The sequence below is a fragment of the Pseudomonas sp. PP3 genome (assembly GCF_905336995.1).
Classification (GTDB): Bacteria; Pseudomonadota; Gammaproteobacteria; order Pseudomonadales; family Pseudomonadaceae; genus Aquipseudomonas; species Aquipseudomonas reinekei.
The window spans coordinates 1618909-1637256 of sequence record NZ_HG995459.1 but is presented as its reverse complement, the minus strand read 5'-3'; the positions used below and the strand labels follow the sequence as shown (position 1 = coordinate 1637256).

The 18348-nt window shown below is 60.2% G+C and carries 18 protein-coding genes; all 18 read right to left on the bottom strand.

The genetic code is table 11. The features are described 5' to 3' along the window. Positions 1-65: 65 nt before the first annotated feature. The gene (gene fliM / locus KHO07_RS07575) at positions 66-1034 is read right to left on the bottom strand and encodes a flagellar motor switch protein FliM (RefSeq protein ID WP_075948887.1); all 969 of its coding nucleotides are present in this window, start codon (positions 1032-1034) and stop codon (positions 66-68) included. A 9-nt stretch (positions 1035-1043) separates the two neighbouring features. After that, positions 1044-1544 (bottom strand): flagellar basal body-associated protein FliL, encoded by a 501-nt coding sequence (gene fliL / locus KHO07_RS07570; RefSeq protein ID WP_150734898.1) that lies wholly within the window; start codon positions 1542-1544, stop codon positions 1044-1046. Positions 1545-1774: 230 nt separating this feature from the next. Further along, positions 1775-3130, bottom strand: coding sequence for a flagellar hook-length control protein FliK (locus KHO07_RS07565; protein ID WP_212626831.1), 1356 nt, complete (start codon positions 3128-3130; stop codon positions 1775-1777). 101 nt (positions 3131-3231) lie between these two features. Further along, positions 3232-3582, bottom strand: a complete 351-nt coding sequence (locus KHO07_RS07560; RefSeq protein ID WP_212626830.1) for an Hpt domain-containing protein — start codon at positions 3580-3582, stop codon at positions 3232-3234. A 30-nt stretch (positions 3583-3612) separates the two neighbouring features. After that, complete coding sequence (locus KHO07_RS07555; protein WP_280519547.1) at positions 3613-5259, bottom strand: fused response regulator/phosphatase; 1647 nt, start codon at positions 5257-5259, stop codon at positions 3613-3615. A gap of 65 nt (positions 5260-5324) precedes the next feature. Then, positions 5325-5624 carry an STAS domain-containing protein gene (locus tag KHO07_RS07550; RefSeq protein WP_150734902.1) on the bottom strand — a complete coding sequence of 100 codons (300 nt, stop codon included), beginning with the start codon at positions 5622-5624 and terminating at the stop codon, positions 5325-5327. Positions 5625-5757: 133 nt separating this feature from the next. After that, positions 5758-6207, bottom strand: coding sequence for a flagellar export protein FliJ (gene fliJ / locus KHO07_RS07545; protein ID WP_212626828.1), 450 nt, complete (start codon positions 6205-6207; stop codon positions 5758-5760). Positions 6208-6213: 6 nt separating this feature from the next. Next, positions 6214-7572 (bottom strand): flagellar protein export ATPase FliI, encoded by a 1359-nt coding sequence (fliI, locus tag KHO07_RS07540; protein WP_075948893.1) that lies wholly within the window; start codon positions 7570-7572, stop codon positions 6214-6216. Next, a complete protein-coding gene (gene fliH, locus KHO07_RS07535) occupies positions 7562-8359 on the bottom strand; it encodes a flagellar assembly protein FliH (RefSeq protein WP_212626827.1) in 798 nt (265 codons plus the stop codon). The genes fliI and fliH overlap by 11 nt, the downstream gene beginning before the upstream one ends. Positions 8360-8363: 4 nt before the next feature. Beyond that, a complete protein-coding gene (gene fliG / locus KHO07_RS07530; protein ID WP_007983391.1) occupies positions 8364-9383 on the bottom strand; it encodes a flagellar motor switch protein FliG in 1020 nt (339 codons plus the stop codon). Further along, positions 9376-11163 carry a flagellar basal-body MS-ring/collar protein FliF gene (fliF, locus tag KHO07_RS07525; RefSeq protein ID WP_212626826.1) on the bottom strand — a complete coding sequence of 596 codons (1788 nt, stop codon included), beginning with the start codon at positions 11161-11163 and terminating at the stop codon, positions 9376-9378. The genes fliG and fliF overlap by 8 nt, the downstream gene beginning before the upstream one ends. Positions 11164-11178: 15 nt before the next feature. Beyond that, positions 11179-11508, bottom strand: coding sequence for a flagellar hook-basal body complex protein FliE (fliE, locus tag KHO07_RS07520; protein WP_056853024.1), 330 nt, complete (start codon positions 11506-11508; stop codon positions 11179-11181). Positions 11509-11652: 144 nt separating this feature from the next. Then, positions 11653-13044, bottom strand: a complete 1392-nt coding sequence (locus KHO07_RS07515) for a sigma-54 dependent transcriptional regulator (RefSeq protein ID WP_212626825.1) — start codon at positions 13042-13044, stop codon at positions 11653-11655. A 5-nt stretch (positions 13045-13049) separates the two neighbouring features. Next, positions 13050-14255, bottom strand: a complete 1206-nt coding sequence (locus KHO07_RS07510; RefSeq protein WP_212627592.1) for an ATP-binding protein — start codon at positions 14253-14255, stop codon at positions 13050-13052. Between the two features lie 128 nt (positions 14256-14383). Continuing rightward, positions 14384-15859 (bottom strand): sigma-54 dependent transcriptional regulator, encoded by a 1476-nt coding sequence (locus tag KHO07_RS07505; protein WP_150704809.1) that lies wholly within the window; start codon positions 15857-15859, stop codon positions 14384-14386. 172 nt (positions 15860-16031) lie between these two features. After that, positions 16032-16328 carry a flagellar protein FliT gene (fliT, locus tag KHO07_RS07500; RefSeq protein WP_150734908.1) on the bottom strand — a complete coding sequence of 99 codons (297 nt, stop codon included), beginning with the start codon at positions 16326-16328 and terminating at the stop codon, positions 16032-16034. Between the two features lie 17 nt (positions 16329-16345). Next, entirely contained in the window at positions 16346-16741 is a 396-nt protein-coding gene (fliS, locus tag KHO07_RS07495) for a flagellar export chaperone FliS (RefSeq protein ID WP_075948901.1), read from the bottom strand. A 150-nt stretch (positions 16742-16891) separates the two neighbouring features. Further along, a complete protein-coding gene (gene fliD / locus KHO07_RS07490; protein WP_075948902.1) occupies positions 16892-18280 on the bottom strand; it encodes a flagellar filament capping protein FliD in 1389 nt (462 codons plus the stop codon). Positions 18281-18348: the final 68 nt, after the last annotated feature.

Below are 18348 nucleotides of genomic sequence, written 5' to 3'. Positions count from 1 at the left end.
TTGTCCTCGGCGGGCCACCTTTGGAGGGGAAGCCGTCAGTTAAAAGCGAATGTGTGGGGCGTCGATCAACGACGCTCGATCGGCTCGATCACTTGCAACGCAAGGTTGCCTTTGTGCGAGCCCATCTTGACCTTGAAGGCCGGCACGCCGTTGGCGCGCATGATCATGTCTTCCGGCATTTCCACCGGGATGATGTCACCCGGCTGCATGTGCAGGATGTCGCGCAGTTTCAACTGGCGGCGAGCGACCGTGGCACCGATCGGCACGTCGACATCCAGCACGTCCTGGCGCAGGGCATTGACCCAGCGCTCGTCCTGGTCGTCGAGGTCCGACTGGAAGCCGGCGTCGAGCATTTCGCGCACCGGCTCGATCATCGAGTAAGGCATGGTCACGTGCAGGTCGCCGCCACCGCCATCGAGTTCGATGTGGAAGGTCGACACCACAATGGCTTCGCTCGGCCCGACGATGTTGGCCATGGCCGGGTTCACTTCCGAGTTGATGTACTCGAAGTTCACTTCCATGATCGCCTGCCAGGCTTCCTTCAAGTCGACGAAGGCCTGCTCCAGCACCATGCGCACCACACGCAGTTCGGTCGGAGTGAATTCACGCCCTTCGATCTTGGCGTGACGGCCGTCGCCACCGAAGAAGTTGTCCACCAGCTTGAACACCAGTTTGGCGTCGAGAATGAACAGCGCGGTGCCGCGCAGCGGTTTGATCTTGACCAGGTTGAGGCTGGTCGGCACGTACAGCGAGTGCACGTACTCGCCGAACTTCATCACCTGCACGCCACCGACCGCCACGTCCGCCGAGCGACGCAGCATGTTGAACATGCTGATGCGCGTATAGCGGGCGAAACGTTCGTTGATCATTTCCAGGGTCGGCATGCGACCACGGACGATGCGATCCTGACTGGTCAGGTCGTAGCTTTTGACGGTGCCGGGCTCGGCAACGTTATCGGTCTGTACCAGACCATCGTCCACGCCGTGCAACAGCGCGTCGATTTCATCCTGGGACAGCAGGTCCTGCACGGCCATGTCGTGTTCCTACTGCAGTACGAAATTAGTGAAAAGCAATTGTTCGATAACCACTTTGCCGAGTTCTTTCTGCGCCACTTCCTGAACGCTGGCCGTGGCTTTCTGGCGCAGCATTTCCTGGCCAACCGGCGACGCAAGCGTGGCGAAATCCTGCCCGGAGAACAGCATGACCAGGTTGTTGCGAATGACCGGCATGTGCACCTTGAGTGCTTCCAGATCGGCCTGGTTGCGGCCGAGCATGGTGATGCTCACCTGCATGTAGCGCTGACGGCCGTTCTGGTTGTAGTTGGCGACAAACGCCGGCGCCATCGGTTCGAAAATCGCCGGCTGCTTGCCCTGCGGGGCGGTTTCGACCGCGGCGACAGGCTTGCTCTGGGCGCTGTGCATGAAGTACCAGGTCGCCCCCACGGACAAACCGATCGCCAGCAGCAGGGCCACCACGATCAAGATAATCAGCTTGAGTTTGCCTTTGGTTGCGGGGTCTTTTACTGCTGCGTCGCTCTTCGCCATGCCAATAATCCGTCGCTATTCGGGTTTTCACAGTCGCACGGCAAGGCCAGAGCAAGTGTTATGCCAGAAGTGTTGCGAGGGAGATGGGTGGAGCAAGACGCCATTTGCACATCATCACAAATCACTGTGTGGGCTTGCCCGCGATGAGACAGGACAGTCAACATCTTCATCGACTGTTACACCGCAATCGCGGGCAAGCCCGCTCCCACAGGATCGGTTTTGAGGCTTAATCAGGCGTAATAATCGACTGCGCTGGAGCCAATCACGCTGGTCATCGGAGCTGCAACTTCAACGACACTTGCAGCGATGTCGTCATCCATCGAGTCAAGACGACCACCACTGGCATTTGTACGACCGCTCTGCGCCTGCTGGTTCTGCCCTTGCTCCGGCGAACCACGGTTCTGGTCGGATACGTTGACGTCAACCTGGCCCATGCCCTGCTGGGCAAACATGTCACGCAGGCGATGCATCTGCCCGTCCAGCGCTTCACGAACACTTGGGTGTGCGCTGACGAAGGTCACCTGGGTCTGCTGATCCGGAACCATGTTGACGCGAATGTCGAGACGCCCCAGCTCAGCCGGTTGCAACTGGATGTCGGCCGCCTTGAGATTGGCGCTGGACAGGTACATGACGCGGTTCACCACCTCTTCGGTCCAGCCGTTCTGATGCATGGCAATCGGCTGATTGACCGGCAAGGCATTGGCAGTCTTCGGCGTGGCGGCCTGGGTCAATGCCGCCAGACGGTTGGCGAAATCGTCGACCCGGGTATCGCTGCTGGCGGACTTCAGGTCCTTGAGACCGTCATCGATCAAACCGCTGAAGGCCTTTTCGCCGCCCTGGCTGGTGCTGTCCTTGTCGCCCTGCACCTCGAGCATGCTGGCCATGCCGGCGGCAAAGTTCTGCGCGGCGGTTTGCTCACCATCGGCCTGGGCCTGGGCGCTGGTCGATGCCGCTTTAGGCTGTGCCTGGCTGGAGGCAGAAACGTGGCCGCTTTGCTCCATGGCCATGCGCAGGGCCGGCAATGCATCGAGCGGATCGGCCTCTGGATCGAATTCGTTGTCTGTGGGGGCAGCCACCGGCGCGGCGGCAACCGGCGCGGCAAGCGGTGCCTCATCCGGCAACTGAGCGGCATCCACGACCGGTGCCGTAACCGGTGCAGGCGTAGCTGCGACGGGTTGAGCCGCCAGCAGCAACGCAGGATCAAGCGCCGGATCAACAGGCGCGGCATCGACCACCGGCGTTTGCGCGGTATCGGTCGCATTGTCGCTGGCTGCCTGGTCGTCGGCCTGCGCCGGTTTGTCGGCGGGCAAGGTTTTGCCGCTATCGGCAACCTCGGGTTGCGCGGCGGCAGATTTGTCGTCGACGACGTCCTTCTTGCCGGCGCTGTCCGCAGCCTTGTCACGTACCGTTTTGACGGGGCCGTCAGCCGCTGCGGCAGGCTTGTTCTGGGCTTGCCTGGCGTACACCTGAGCGAAGCTGGAAGCCTTGTCCCCGGGCTCAGCGGTCAACGCCGTGGAATTGGCGGAGGCAACCGGTGCCTTGGCCGGCGCGACGGCCTGAAGAAGATTATTGGGGGTAACGGGCATTTAACGGTCTCCGCTGCACTGGGATCGTAGGTACAGTTGGAAAAGTTAACTGCAAGGGTCGCGCCAGTTTTGCCAGAGGACGACGAAAGGCGAGGAACGCGTCAGCTGGCTGCTGGGGATCGCTGTCGTTCAATTTCATAGAGAGGCCGCACGATGGCGAACTCGCTATCGATGTCGGCGATCGACTGGCCGAAATTGGCGGTCGGAGATTTTTTGGCATCCTGCTCAAGCTGACCACACAGCTCGGCAAGCCTGACGGCGCCCATGTTGCTACTGCTGCCTTTAAAACTGTGGGCGGTCTCGCTCAATTGCGCAGCCGTACTCGCCTGACGCAACACTTGCAGGCGCGTTTCGCAATCCGCGAGGAAGGTATCAATCAATGTCGAAAACCCATCTTCCATGACTTCCCGCAACGCGCTCAGCACGTCCGGGTCCAGATGTTTGTCAGCCACTTGCTCACTCCTTGATCAAGAATGCGTGGATTATGCCAGAGCCTCCCAGAAAAACTCCACGTGGGCACTGCGACCATCGTCGGACCAACTGGCGTTGCGACCCAATTGACGGATCAAACTCACACCACGTCCCGACAGACGGACAGGATCAACCGGTCGCGCCAGCACGCGCCCGACGTCAAATCCCTTGCCGCTGTCTTCGACGCGAATCACCAGGCAACCTCCCTCGCCTTGCGGCATGACCTGCAGATGGACCCGTACGAAGCCGTCCTGCAGCTCGTCCAGGCGGGTGTTGCGCTGTTGATAGTAACGGGTGAAGCCGGAGACATCGCGCTTGAGGCTGGAGTCCAGGCCGAGGACGCCATGCTCCAGGGCATTGGAATACAGTTCGGCCAACACACTGTAGAGCGCCCCGCTCTGCGCCCGCAGCCCATGCACCTCAAGCAGCAATTGCAACAGGTACGGCAGCGGATTGAAGCGTTTCAGCGTCTGCGCGCGAAACTCGAAACTCACCGACCAGTCCAGCGGGCACGATTGACCGCTATCGGAATACACCGGCACCGGCGCAATCAGCTGCGACGACTCAAGCAGGCTGATTTCAACCATGCTGACATCGTCACGCGTCTCACCGCCAAAGTCCCGCAAGGCCTGGCCGATTTCCTCGAACAACGCATCCGGTTCACGATTGGCGGCAAAAACCCGTTGCAGACGCTCCACACCGAACAACTGCTCACCGGCATCGCAGGTATCGATGACCCCGTCGGACAACAGGAAAACCCGATCACCCAGCGCCATCGGGAACACTTCAGTGCGGTCGTCGAATGTTTGCGCGCTCAGCACACCCAGCGGCAAATGCCGCGCCGTCATCGACGTACGCTCGCCACTGACGATGCTGTGCAGGTAACCGTCGGGCATCCCGCCGTTCCAGACCTCCACTGATCGGCGCTGGAAGCTCAGGCACAGCATCGTTGCACAGCAGAACATGTCCACCGGCAGGATGCGTTTGAGCTTGGCGTTCATCTCGCGCAGGGTTTCGGCCAAGCCGTAACCCTTGGCCGTCATCCCGTAGAAGACCTCGGCCAGCGGCATGGCGCCCACCGCCGCGGGCAAACCATGGCCGGTGAAATCGCCGAGCAGCACGTGCATGTCGCCCGCGGGCGTATAAGCGGCCAGCAACAAGTCACCGTTGAACAGGGCGTAAGGCGATTGCAGATAGCGGATATTGGCAGCGTTCAGGCAACCGGAATGGGCCACCTTGTCGAATACGGCCTTCGCCACCCGTTGCTCATTGAGCAAATAATCGTGGTGCCGGGCGATCTGGTCGCGTTGTTGCAACACGGTCGCCTGTAACCGCCGCAAGCGATCCATCGCCTTGATTTTGGCGGCGAGGATCACCTGGTTGTAAGGCTTTGCCAAAAAGTCGTCGCCACCGGCCTCCAGGCAGCGAGCCAGCGCCTCGCTCTCGGACAGCGAGGTCAGAAAGATGATCGGCACCAGGGTTTCCCCGGCCAGTGCCTTGATCTGCTGCGCAGCCTCGAAGCCGTCCATCACTGGCATCATGGCGTCCATCAATACCAATTGCGGACGCTGCTGACGAAACGCCTCGACCGCTTCGGCACCGTTGGCGGCCGTCAGTACTTCGTGGCCCTGACGGCGGACGATACTCGACAGCAGCATGCGATCCGCCGCGCTGTCCTCAGCGATGAGGATCGTCAGCGATTCAAGTGCAGCGTGCACGTCGTTCAACTGATGTCGAACAGTTTGTCAAAGTTGGAGATGGCGAGAATCTTCCTCACATCCGAACTGCTGTTGACCACGCGAATATCGGAGTTTTCACCACCGGCGTGATCACGCAACAGCAGCAACATGCCCAACGCAGAGCTGTCGAGGTAAGTTGCCTCTCTGAGGTCGACCACGACCGCCGATAGCTGTTTATCTTCGTAGGACTCGCGAAATTCCTGATGCTTGGCGAAATCGAATCGTCCTTTGACCGATATCGTCAGCTTCTGACCATCGGGGGATATTTCTGTAACGACTGACATGTCATGGCTTCCTTGTCATTGGTGAACCTGCTTGTACAAGGTTTAGCATTGGCTAGAGGTTCGGGCAAGGCAGGAGGACGGGATCAAAAGACCGCAGCCTGCAGTATCGGATTTATGCGGGGTTGCGATCTTTTCAATACGCATCCTGCCGCGGCAAACGCTGTGACAACTCATCCAGCAGCTTCTGTTCGCGCTTGTCTTCGACGGCCCGCGCTTCATCGGCGTATCGCTGCACCAGTTTGCGCAAGCCTTCGACCCGGGCAAACGCCTGTTGCCAGGTGTCCCGCGCCTTGTTCAGATTGTTCTGGTGCCAGGCCAGACTTTGCCGCTGCTGATCGATGGCCGTGCCCAATTGCGCGAGAAACCCCTGGTACCCGAGCAGCCATTGGCCCGACACGCCGCTGCTGCCGCGCACGATCCACTGTTCTTGATAGTCGAGACGAAAGGCCTCCAGGTCGGCGAGCTTGCTTTCAGCCAGACGCACCTGCCCTTGAAAGTGCCCCAGACGCAGGACCGCGGTTTTCTCGGCCTTCTCGGCCATTTCCACCACGGGGGCCAGGCGCCCTGCCCGAGTCTGGGCCATGACCGGTTAACCGCCCGCCGCGGGCGCGAAGATCGAGGCGAGGTAGGCTTCGCTTTCGCCCAGGCTGATGCTGTCGTTGAGGCCCTGACGCAGATATTTGACCAATTGCGGTTGCAAGGAGATGGCGAGGTCGGTCTCGCGATCACCACCGGCGACATAAGCGCCGACACTGATCAGATCGCGACTCTGCTGATAACGCGACCACAATTGCTTGAAATACTGCGCACGGGTCATGTGCTCCGGCGACACCACCGCCGGCATGACCCGGCTGATGGACGCCTCGATATCGATGGCCGGGTAATGACCTTCTTCGGCCAGTCGCCGCGACAGCACGATGTGGCCGTCGAGCACGCCCCGCGCCGAGTCGGCAATCGGGTCCTGCTGGTCATCGCCTTCGGACAGCACGGTATAGAACGCCGTGATCGAACCGCCACCCTTCTCGGCATTACCGGCGCGTTCCACCAGTTTCGGCAGCTTGGCGAACACCGACGGCGGATACCCCTTGGTCGCCGGCGGCTCGCCAATGGCCAGGGCGATTTCCCGCTGGGCCTGGGCGAAACGGGTGAGCGAATCCATCAGCAACAGGACGTTCTTGCCCTTGTCGCGAAAATATTCGGCGATGCGCGTGCAGTACATCGCGGCGCGCAGCCGCATCAATGGCGCATCGTCCGCCGGGGACGCCACGACCACAGAACGCTTGAGTCCTTCTTCACCGAGGATGTGCTCGATGAACTCTTTAACTTCACGGCCCCGCTCCCCGATGAGCCCGACGACGATGATGTCGGCCTCGGTGAAGCGGGTCATCATGCCCAACAGCACGGATTTACCGACACCGGTACCGGCGAACAGACCAAGACGCTGACCGCGACCGACCGTCAACATGCCGTTGATGCAACGAATGCCTACGTCGAGCGGCTCGCTGATCGGTTCGCGCTTGAGCGGGTTGATGGTCGGGCCGTCCATCGGCACCCAGTCTTCGGCCTTCATCCCGCCCTTGCCGTCCAGCGCACGACCGGCGCCATCGAGCACGCGCCCGAGCATGCTCATGCCCATCGGCAAGCGGCCGGTATCGGAAAGGGGAACGACGCGGGCGCCGGGGGCGATCCCGGCGACACTGCCGACCGGCATCAGAAAGACTTTGCTGCCGGAAAAGCCCATGACTTCGGCTTCCACCTGCACCGGGTGATAGCTGTCGTCATTGATGACCATGCAACGGCTGCCCATGGCCGCGCGCAAGCCTTCGGCTTCGAGGGTCAGGCCGACCATGCGCAGCAGGCGGCCTTCAAGAATCGGTGCGCCCGCCAGTTCCGTAGCCTCGGCGTAGCTGCCCAGGCGCTTGGCGAAACTGGTGCGTTCAAGGCGCATCGGGAATGTCCGGATCGGCGATGGCAGCCGGCTTTTTTTCAACCGGCAGTTCCAGACTCACGTCCGGCGCAGCGGGGTGCAAGGCCTGTTCGTGGAGCTGATCGAACAGCTTGTCCATGATCTGCTTGACCCGGGTTTCCACCGAGGCGTCGATGCGGCTGTGTTCGGTCTCGACCCGGCAGCCGCCCGGCAACAGCGCCTCATCCTCGACGATGCGCCAGGACTCTTCGTGGCGTTCGCGCAAGGCTTTGACCTGTTCGAAATCCTGCGGATTGATGTACAGGCGCACATTGCCCACGCCCAGCGGCAACAGCTTGAGCGCTTCGCGCATGACGTGTTCGATCTGCGTCGAGTCGATGGCCAGTTCGCGCTGAATCACCTGTTTGGTGATGTGCTGCACGAGGTCGACCAGGGACTTTTCAATCAGAGTGTCCTGTTCGGCGATCGGCTCGAACAGGTGCGCCATCAGCTGTTCCAGCCCGGCAATCTTCGCCGACAGCGCCACTTCGGCTTCCTGGCGGACCTTGAGGGTGGTGCTGTGGAAACCTTCTTTTTCACCCACCGCGAAGCCTTCGTTATAGGCTTCCTGACGAATGCTTTCGAGTTCTTCGAGGGTCAGTGGCTGGACTTCCTCCAGCGGCACTTCCTCCATTTCCGGCGGTTCGGGTTCCGGCTCCGGTTCAGGCTCGGGTGCGGGCGGGTCGAAGCTGGGCAGCGCCCAGGTATCGAAACCACTGACATCCCTGGCCCGGATCAGGTCAGTGGGTGAATCATCATGCTTGGCCATGGTGTTAGATCATTTCCTCGCCACCCTTGCCACCGAGAACGATTTCTCCGGCTTCGGCCATACGGCGGGCGATGGTGAGGATTTCTTTCTGTGCGGTTTCCACGTCGCTGACGCGCACCGGGCCTTTGGCTTCGAGGTCGTCGCGCAACAGCTCGGCCGCACGCTTGGACATGTTCTTGAAGATCTTCTCCTTGACGCCTTCGTCGGAACCCTTGAGGGCCAGTACCAGCACGTCGGAAGACACTTCGCGCAGCAATGCCTGGATACCGCGGTCGTCGACATCGGCCAGGTTGTTGAACACGAACATGAGGTCTTCGATCTGACCGGACAGGTCTTCGTCGACTTCGCGGATCGAGTCCATGAGCTGGCCTTCGATCGAACTGTCGAGGAAGTTCATGATGTCCGCCGCACGCTTGATGCCACCCAGGGTGGTGCGCGATGCGTTCGAGTTGCCGGAGAACTGCTTCTCGAGAATCTGGTTGAGTTCTTTCAGGGCCGCTGGCTGAACGGTGTTCAGCGAGGACACCCGCAGAATGATGTCCAGGCGCACCTTGTGGTCGAAGTTGCCGAGCACTTCACCGGCCTGATCCGGGTCGAGGTAGGCCACGACGATTGCCTGGATCTGCGGGTGCTCATAGCGGATCACGTCGGCGACGGCGCGCGGTTCCATCCATTTCAAACTGTCGAGGCCGCTGGTGTTGCCGCCCAGCAGGATGCGGTCGATCAGGCCGTTGGCCTTGTCTTCGCCCAGTGCCTGGGTGAGCATTTTACGCACGTAGTCGTCGGAGCCGACGCCCAGGCTGGTCTGGTCGCCGACGATGTCGACGAACTCACTCATCACCTGTTCGACCTGCTCGCGGTGCACGTTCCCCATCTGCGCCATGGCCACACCCACACGCTGGACCTCTTTAGGTCCCATGTGGCGCAGCACCTGGGCGGCATCGGTAGAACCAAGGGACAGCAGCAGGATCGCGGCTTTGTCGACCTTGGACAACTTGGCGGCAACGGCTCGGTTATCACTCATCTGCGTTAATCCACTCTTTCACGACCTGGGCCACACGACCCGGGTCTTCTGCCACCAGACTCTTGATTGCATTCAACTGTGCGTCATAGCCTTCACTCGGGCTCGGCAACAGAATGCTTTGCGGGCCGCCGAGGCTGACGCGATCGTTGGCCAGTTCGCCGTCCAGGCCGCCCATGCCACCCAACTCGACATCACTGCCGATGCCGGCCAGTTGCTTGTCCTTGCCACCACCGGTGATGTTGTTGAGCACCGGACGCAACACACCGAACACCAGCACCAGAATGAACAGGACACCCAGCACTTGCTTGACGATGTCCCAGAACCAAGGCTGGGAGTAGAACGGAATGTCGGCGATCACTTCGCCGCGATCAGCCGAGAACGGCATGTTAATCACGCTGACGCTGTCACCACGGCTGGCATCGAAACCAACCGCGTCCTGAACCAGACGCGTGAAGCGCGCCAATTCGTCGGCAGTCCACGGCGCGCGGGTGGTTTCACCGTTGGCCGGGTTGATCTTGACCTGGTCATCCACCACCACCGAAACCGACAGGCGATTCAGACGGCCCTGTTGCTGCTTGGTATGGCTGATGGAACGGTCGAGTTCGAAGTTCTTGGTGGATTGTTGACGCTTGTCCGCCGGGTACGGTGCGAGCATGGGCTGACCGGTGGCCGGGTCCATGATTTGCTGGCCATTGGCATCGATCAGCGGCTGACCTGGCTGCACCATGCCGGCAGCAGGCGCGGCGCCAGCGGTGGTTTGCGGCGCGGAGGCCGGCGCGGGTGGCTGGTTGCTCAGGGCACCCGGTACACCTTGCGGGCCATTGCTGGCGGTACGTTGTTCGTTGACCGACTGCTCGCTGCGCAGCGCCGGTTGATCCGGATTGAACTGTTCGGACGTCGATTCGACAGCACTGAAGTCAACATCGGCCGAGACTTCGGCTTTATAGCGATCGTTGCCCAGCACCGGTTGCAGGATGTTGTGCACACGCTGGGTGAGCATGCTTTCCATGCGGCGACTGTAATCGAATTGCTTGCCGGCCATGGTCAGTTCGGAGTTTTCCGCCTGATCGGAGAGCAGGTTGCCCTTTTGGTCGACGACGGTGATCTGCGACTTGCTCAGCTCAGGAACACTGGTTGCCACCAGATTGACGATGGCCACGACCTGGCCCGGCTCCAGCGAGCGACCGGAATACAGCTCAACCAGTACCGAAGCACTTGGCTTGCGCTCGTCGCGCACAAACACCGAACTCTTCGGAATCGCCAGGTGCACGCGGGCGCCCTTGACGTTGTTCAGGCTGGAAATGGTCCGGGCCAGTTCACCTTCGAGGCCGCGACGATAACGGGTGGCCTCCATGAATTGGCTGGTGCCCAGGCCTTGCTCTTTATCGAGAATCTCAAAACCGATGTTGCCGTCGCTGGGAGTGACACCAGCGCCCGCGAGCTTGAGACGCGCGCGGGACAGGTCTTCAGCCTTGACCAGCAAGGCACCGGAATTCGGTTCAACGGTGTAAGGAATATCAGCGGCGGCCAGGGTGTCCATGACCTGTTTGGCGTCCATCCCGGCAAGGCTGCCATACAGCGGACGGTAGTCCGGCTGCTGGGACCACAACACCACGGCAAAGCCAATCGCCACGCTCGCAGCCAGGCCGACCAACAGGCCCACCTGACGCAACATGGTCATCTCGGAGAGGTTTTCCAGGAAGGACAAGCCAAACAGCGGCGGTTTGCCGTCTATTGGAGTGGCCTTGGCCGGAACGTTATCGGCGACTGCTTCTGCCATGACTCAATCTCGTCCTTAAACCGGCATCTGCATGATGTCTTGGTAAGCCTGAACCAGCTTGTTACGCACTTGGGTCAACGCCTGGAAAGACACGCTGGCCTTCTGCGAAGAAATCATCACGTCCGTCAGGTCAACGCCGCTCTTGCCAATCTCGAAGGCACTGGCCAACTGACTGGAAGCCTGCTGGGTGTCGTTCACTTTATTGACGGCCTGACCGAGCATGTCGGAAAAGCTGCTGCCATTCAGTTCCGGGACGGCGGCAGTCGATTTCGGCGCAGACATGGCGTCCATTTGCATGGCACGCATATCCAGCATCAACCGATTGAATTCAATACCTTGGCTCATGATTTCTCTCTTTGGCGACCCGCAATTTTTTGACACTCACTCGGCGGGTAATGAGGTGTTAGCAACAAGGGTGCCAGCTCCGTGGCTGCGTCCTACAAAAGGCATTCGCGGATTCTGAGCCGCGCACCACGCTGTGGGAGCGTGTCAGGTGGCGAACAAATACGCTTCGACGTCCATTCCGGCATCGCGCATTTGCGCCAGCTTGTAGCGCAAGGTGCGCGGGCTGATGCCCAGGCGCTCGGCGGCTTCCTTGCGGCGGCCGCGCTCGGTGCGCAGGGTGTCGATGATCATCTGGAATTCGCGACGTCGCAGGTCATCGCCCAACGCCCCGGCGGATTCCGCGTCAACTTTCAGCGCCCGCATCGTTGTCGATGCTGGCGCCAGGGTCGGCAGCGGCGCGCAGGCCACCGGCCCGGTCAGGCAGAAATCCTGAGGCTGAATCACGCCGCCCTGTTGCAGGATCAACGCGCGTTGAATCGCGTTATCCAGTTCGCGCACATTGCCGGGCCAGGGGTACCCGATCAGACACGCCTGGGCCTCGGGCGACAGTCTCGCCGCGGCATGCTTCATTTTATTGACGTGTTTGGCCAGCAGCCGCTCGGCCAGCGGCAGAATATCGGCGGTGCGTTCGCGCAGCGGTCGCCAGGCGAGCGGAAAAACCGACAGTCGATAATAGAGGTCTTCACGGAAACGCCCCGCCGCGACTTCCCCGGCCAAATCCCGGTTGGTGGTGGCGACCACACGAATATCCAGTGTGATTGGTTTGCGCGCACCGACTCGCTCAACCTCGCGCTCCTGCAACACACGCAACAGCTTGGCTTGCAGACCGAGGGGCATTTCGGAGATTTCGTCGAGCAGGATGGTCCCGCCATCGGCCTGCTCGAACTTGCCGGCTTGCGCCGCAATGGCGCCGGTGAACGAGCCCTTCTCGTGCCCAAACAGCGTGGCCTCGAGCATGTTGTCCGGAATCGCCGCGCAGTTGATCGCAATGAACGGCTGGCTGGCGCGTTGCGAATGCTGGTGAATGTAGCGCGCCAACACTTCCTTGCCCGTGCCGGACTCACCGGAGATCAGCACCGTGGAATCACTGCGCGCCACTCGCGCGGCCAATTCCAGCAGTTGTGCACTGGCCGGCTCGACAGCAATCGGCCCTTCGCTGTCGCTGGCGCCGAGACTGCCCAGCGCATGCCGCGCCACCAGATCGAGCAAGGCCCTGGCCTCGAACGGCTTGACCAGATAATCAGCCGCGCCTTCACGCATGGCATCGACCGCCCGCTCCACAGCACCGTGCGCGGTCATCAGCAACACCGGCAGTTGCGGCTGGCGCGCCCGCAGCAGCCCGAGCAGTTGATGCCCGTCCATGCCCGGCATGTTGACGTCGCTGACCACCAGATTGAACGCCTCGGTTTCGACCGCCGCCAAGGCGTCCTCGGCGCAACCAACGGCTTTGTAATCGTGGCCGGCGAGCAATAGCGTATCGGCCAGTGCCTCGCGTAGCGCGCGGTCATCTTCGACCAGTAGAACCTTGATACCCATGACCTTCACTCCGCTCCCTGAGCGTTGCTTCTTTCGCTGACAAAAAGCGGCAGGATCACCTGCGCGCACGTGCCGCGACCGATCCGCGAACGCAGGTGCAATTCTCCCTGGTGAGCACGGGCAACGGCCTTGACCACGGTCAGGCCGAGCCCGGTTCCGGTGGCCTTGGTGGTGAAAAACGGCTCCCCCAGACGCGCCAGCACAGCGCCGTCGATACCGCTGCCGCTGTCGCTGACACACACGCGCAACTGGTTGTCGCGGGCATACAGATGCACCTTCAAGCGCACGCCGCCGGCACTGGCCTGAATGGAATTCTCGATAAGGTTGAGGATGGCGCCGACCAGAGTGTCGCGATTGCACAACAGGTCACCGACATGGCTGTCGCACTGCCAGCGGATCGGCAGATCCTGCACGTGGGTCAGCGCCGCGGCCTGCAGCGACTGCATCAATTGCCTGGGGGTAACGCGATCGGTCAATGGCAACTCGCCGCGCGCGAACACCAGCATGTCGCGCACCTGATGCTCCAGCTCGTGCAAGCGCTCCTTGAGACGCCCGGCGAAACGTTGCTGGGTCTCGACCGGCAACGCTTGCTCAGTCAAATGACTGGCGTAGAGCAACGCAGCGGACAATGGGGTACGAATCTGATGGGCCAGCGAGGCGACCATGCGCCCCAGGGACGACAAGCGCTCATGCCGAGCCAGTTGATCCTGTAGATGGCGGGTTTCAGTCAGGTCGTTGAGCAGCACCAACTGCCCGGGCTCGGCGTCCAGCGAACGCGTGGCAATCGACAGGCGCCGGCCGTCCTTCAGTGAAACTTCGTGACCGTCGTCTTCACGCGGCGCAAAACAGCGGGCTATGACATGGCGCCACAGCTCGCCTTCGAGCGGCAGACCGAGCAGCTCGCAGGCCGCCGGGTTGGCTTCACGCACGATGCCTTGAGCGTCGATGACGATGACGCCACCGGGCAATAGATCGAGGAGGTTTTGCAGACGGTTGGCCAGGCGTTCTTTTTCCGCCAGTTCCTGCATGCGCTGGGCACTGACGACCGCCAGTTCACCCTTGAGCTCGGTAACCCGCGCCTCAAGCATGCTGTAGGAGTCAGTCAACTGACTCGACATCTGGTTGAACAGCGCGAAAGCCTGCTCGAGGCCAAGCCGGCTTACCTGTTCTACGGACGATGATTGCCCCAGGGCGTCAGGGACATGAGACATCTGGGCGGCTTGGGGCATCGTGCTCTCTCGCTTGGCTGACCGTCAGTGAAACGGAACGTTGCGAGGGATGTAGCAATACCCGTGCCTAAAAAAAACCGCTTACAAATGAACCAGTTGAAAAACAGGCGTCAATCATCCGCCTGTTCGTCCCCATCACGACGGCTCATGCCGTACTTGCGCATCTTCTCCACCAGCGTGGTGCGTCGGATCCGCAGGCGTTCGGCAGCACGCGCCACGATGCCGTTGGCGTCATCGAGCGCTTGTTGAATCAACCCCTGCTCCAGGCCACCCAGGTAGTCCTTCAGGTCCAGCCCCTCTGGCGGCAACATGGCACCAGCACTGAAGTCCGGCGTGTGCCCATTGATCGCCACGCGTTCTTCGAGATCACTGCGCAGGGTGTCTACCAATTGCTCGTCTTCGTCGTCGACGTAGCGGAACTTCTTCGGCAGCTCGACCACGCCGATCACACCGTACGGGTGCATGATCGCCATGCGTTCCACCAGATTCGCCAGCTCGCGAACGTTGCCCGGCCAGCCATGGCGACACAGGGACATGATGGCAGCAGAGTTGAAGCGAATCGAACCGCGTTTCTCGTGCTCCATGCGCGAGATCAGTTCGTTCATCAACAGCGGAATATCTTCGACGCGCTCGCGCAGCGGCGCCATCTCGATCGGGAACACGTTCAGACGGTAATACAAGTCTTCGCGGAAGGTGCCGATCTCGATCATGCTTTCGAGATTTTTGTGGGTCGCGGCAATGATGCGCACGTCGACGCTCTGGGTCTTGTTGCTACCCACGCGCTCGAAGGTGCGCTCCTGCAATACGCGCAGCAGCTTGACCTGCATCGGCAGCGGCATGTCGCCGATTTCATCGAGGAACAGGGTGCCACCGTTGGCCAGTTCAAAACGCCCGGCACGGCTGGTGATCGCGCCGGTGAAAGCGCCCTTCTCGTGGCCGAACAATTCGCTTTCCAGCAACTCGGCCGGGATCGCCCCGCAGTTGACCGGTACGAACGGCGCTTCACGGCGCTTGGAATGGTAATGCAGGTTGCGCGCAACCACTTCCTTGCCGGTACCCGACTCACCGAGGATCAGCACGCTGGCATCGGTGTCGGCGACTTGCTGCATCATCTGACGGACGTGTTGAATCGCCCGGCTGGTGCCGACAAGGCTGCGGAAAAGATTGGGTTCGCGATGACGACCGCGCTCGCGGGCCTGGTCGTACATCTCGCGATAGACCTGGGCACGGTGCAGGGAGTCGAGCAGTTTGCTGTAGCTCGGCGGCATTTCGAGGGTCGAAAGCACCCGGCGACGCTGGTCTTCAGGCAAGTCAATGGAAGAATTATCGCCCATTAGCAAAACCGGAAGGAACTCATCCCATGTCGACAGTGTCTTTAGCAAGCCCAGAAGCGCACCAGGAGCATTGACCGTCCCGATGAGGACACAGATTACTTCTCGACTAGACGACAAAGAGCCGACAGCCTGCTGCCAGTCATGGCTACCGCAGGGTAAATTTTCTTCACCGAGAAAATTTAAAATCACCGCCAGGTCGCGGCGGCGGACGCTATCGTCATCAATCAGCAGAATTTTGGTTTCACGCCACATGCAATAGCAACTTCCCTAGTCAACTCGATGCCCAAAATGTTGGGGCAAGCTAAACGCTTGCAGGCCTGTTATTGCCTGAAGACGACTGAAATCTGGAACAGCCACTAGTTAAGTCAAAAAACCGTGCACAGTCAAATTTATGGCGCACTTTGTTTGGATTAACTGGCGTCAATTAACCAAACAGATGGTAAACCTTTGATGCCTTTTGTGCTTGGTTGATCTGCGACATCTCGTCGACTATCGCCTGACGCTCGCCCATTGTCGCCGTCAGCAAGTCTTTGTACACCGCCAATAGCCCCTCCAGGTTCGAGCGTACCGCGTCTTCATCGATCGGCGCCTCGCTGAGCACCTCATCGACGCACTCCCGACAAGCCGCATCCAGCTCGCCAATGGCATCCCAGTTTCGCGCCGCCAGGGCGTCCACCAGGGCTTCACGGGTTTCTTCGATCCGCTGCAGTGCTTGACTCATGACGTCATCCTCGGCCGTCAGGCCTGTGGGGTGGCAATGGCATCCCAGCCGCTTTTCAGGGTTTCGAGTAGACCGGAGACTTCGTCGATGATTGCTACATCGTTATTGAGATTGGCTTCGGTCAGACGCGACGTCATGTAAGCGTACAAACTGTCGAGCTGTTCGATCGCAGCAGGATCCTCGGTTTTCTCCGGGTTCAAACCGTCTCGCAGACCGATGACGATGTCCACAGCCTTACCGAGCATCAACCCCTTGAGTGCAATGTCACCACGCTCCAGGGCGCCTTTGGCTTGCGCCATGCGATCCAGCCCCCCCTCCATCAGCATCTGCACCAGGCGATGAGGACTGGCTTCGGAGATCTGAGCGTGGGAATTGACCTTCTGATATTGGCGAAGGGCTCTCATGGGGTTCATGTTTCTACCTCGGCAGACGACAGCTGAAAATGAATTGCTCTGACCATTATGTCGGCGCAACAGCCCATAACTTTAACCAGTCGGCACACAATGAAAAACCCAGGCACTGTCTTTTTCGACAAGCCTGGGTTTTTTTGCGCCGGGGCGCTGTTAACTTTGTTTCGGGTTATTCAAGGCGTTCAACGTGGTCATGATGCTGTCGCTCTGCGCCCGCAATTTGGCGACCAGCGAGTCCATAGCGTTGTATTTAGCGCTCAGACTGAGCTGCAACGTGGCGATGCGCTCGTTCAGCGCCGATTGTTCCTTGTTCAAATCCGTCAATGTATCGGCGAGGGATTTGGTGCGCTCCGCCAACATTCCGGTGCTGGCCTTGGCGTAGGTATCCGTGGCAGTGCCCAGACGCGCCAACAGACCGTCCTTGCCGCTGAAAATACTGCTGATGTCCGCGGCATTGGTTTCAACGGCTTTGGAGAAACGCTTGTCATCGATGACCAGCAGACCGGTTTCGGATGAGGTACTGATACCGAACTCGGCCAGCGACTTCATGCTACCGGTACCCGACAGCGCGTTCATCTCGTTGCGAATCGAAGTGACTAGGCTGCGCATCATCGAATCCCCGGTCAGGGACGCGGCAACGGAAGTGCCGTCGGCATTCTTGGTGACTTTGGTCTGCGCGTTGATCTCTTTCATCAATGCGTTATAGGTGTCGACAAACCCTTTCACGCCGGACTTCAACGCCGGGGTACTGGTGCTCAATGTCAGCGTAGACGGCGTCTGTGGACCACCCCCGGTCGGCGTTGGCGAAACCGCCAGCAACTTGAGATTCACCCCGCTGATCGCGTCGGTAATCGTGTTGCTTTTGGAGATCAGTTCAGCACCGTTATCGATCTTGTACTTGGCATCTTTGGGCACTTCGATCACCGTTGAACCGGTGTTGATGCCCGAGTTGCCCGACATCGTCAAGTCTGAACCGACGCCCATGGTGGTGGAGGTGAGCACCAGCCGCGAGCCGGTGGAGTCGGTGAGGATGTTGGCGCTGAGCCCGGCAGTGGAGAACTGCGCGTTGATGCTTTCGCGCACTTCCTGCAGCGTCGCATTGGGCGGAATGCTGACGTCGAAGTTTTTCCCCGACTGCGAGATCGTCAGTGTGGTCGCCGTTGTGCCAGCATTGACGACGGACGTAGGACCATCCACGAAGGTGCGAGTCGACAGTTTCGATGCCGACGCCAACTGCGTGACCAATAATGAATAGGTGCCGCTGGACGCGCCTTTGCCCATGGTGACTGTGGCGACTTTTTCATCCGAAGACGTGGCCGACAAGCCACTGAAGCTGTTGTCGGTGCCCATGGTCGTCAGTGCACCACGGAAGGCATCCAGGGCTGCCTGAATCTTGCCGATCGATGACAGCGTGGTGGTCGCTTTCGCACTCTGAGTATCGATCTGTGCCTGCTTGGGCGCGCGCTGGGCGTCCACCAAAGCTTTTACGATCGCCTGGGTATCGATATTTGAACCAATACCGCTAACCGTTGAACCCGCCATCATCAATCTCCATATGCAGTGGCCGCTGCTTTACTGACGCAATGTGCTTCAGAGGGCAACAGCTACAA

Bases quoted from the DNA above. Each gene is read 5' to 3' on its own strand.
- KHO07_RS07505 (WP_150704809.1), bottom strand. From the start codon at position 15,859: ATGTGGCGTGAAACCAAAATTCTGCTGATTGATGACGATAGCGTCCGC.
- fliS (WP_075948901.1), bottom strand. From the start codon at position 16,741: ATGAACCCCATGAGAGCCCTTCGCCAATATCAGAAGGTCAATTCCCAC.
- fliH (WP_212626827.1), bottom strand. From the start codon at position 8,359: ATGGCCAAGCATGATGATTCACCCACTGACCTGATCCGGGCCAGGGAT.
- KHO07_RS07515 (WP_212626825.1), bottom strand. From the start codon at position 13,044: ATGGGTATCAAGGTTCTACTGGTCGAAGATGACCGCGCGCTACGCGAG.
- KHO07_RS07510 (WP_212627592.1), bottom strand. From the start codon at position 14,255: ATGTCTCATGTCCCTGACGCCCTGGGGCAATCATCGTCCGTAGAACAG.
- fliG (WP_007983391.1), bottom strand. From the start codon at position 9,383: ATGAGTGATAACCGAGCCGTTGCCGCCAAGTTGTCCAAGGTCGACAAA.
- fliT (WP_150734908.1), bottom strand. From the start codon at position 16,328: ATGAGTCAAGCACTGCAGCGGATCGAAGAAACCCGTGAAGCCCTGGTG.
- fliD (WP_075948902.1), bottom strand. From the start codon at position 18,280: ATGGCGGGTTCAACGGTTAGCGGTATTGGTTCAAATATCGATACCCAG.
- fliL (WP_150734898.1), bottom strand. From the start codon at position 1,544: ATGGCGAAGAGCGACGCAGCAGTAAAAGACCCCGCAACCAAAGGCAAA.
- fliM (WP_075948887.1), bottom strand. From the start codon at position 1,034: ATGGCCGTGCAGGACCTGCTGTCCCAGGATGAAATCGACGCGCTGTTG.
- KHO07_RS07565 (WP_212626831.1), bottom strand. From the start codon at position 3,130: ATGCCCGTTACCCCCAATAATCTTCTTCAGGCCGTCGCGCCGGCCAAG.
- fliE (WP_056853024.1), bottom strand. From the start codon at position 11,508: ATGAGCCAAGGTATTGAATTCAATCGGTTGATGCTGGATATGCGTGCC.
- fliI (WP_075948893.1), bottom strand. From the start codon at position 7,572: ATGCGCCTTGAACGCACCAGTTTCGCCAAGCGCCTGGGCAGCTACGCC.
- KHO07_RS07555 (WP_280519547.1), bottom strand. From the start codon at position 5,259: ATGCTGCTGTCGAGTATCGTCCGCCGTCAGGGCCACGAAGTACTGACG.
- fliJ (WP_212626828.1), bottom strand. From the start codon at position 6,207: ATGGCCCAGACTCGGGCAGGGCGCCTGGCCCCCGTGGTGGAAATGGCC.
- KHO07_RS07550 (WP_150734902.1), bottom strand. From the start codon at position 5,624: ATGTCAGTCGTTACAGAAATATCCCCCGATGGTCAGAAGCTGACGATA.
- fliF (WP_212626826.1), bottom strand. From the start codon at position 11,163: ATGGCAGAAGCAGTCGCCGATAACGTTCCGGCCAAGGCCACTCCAATA.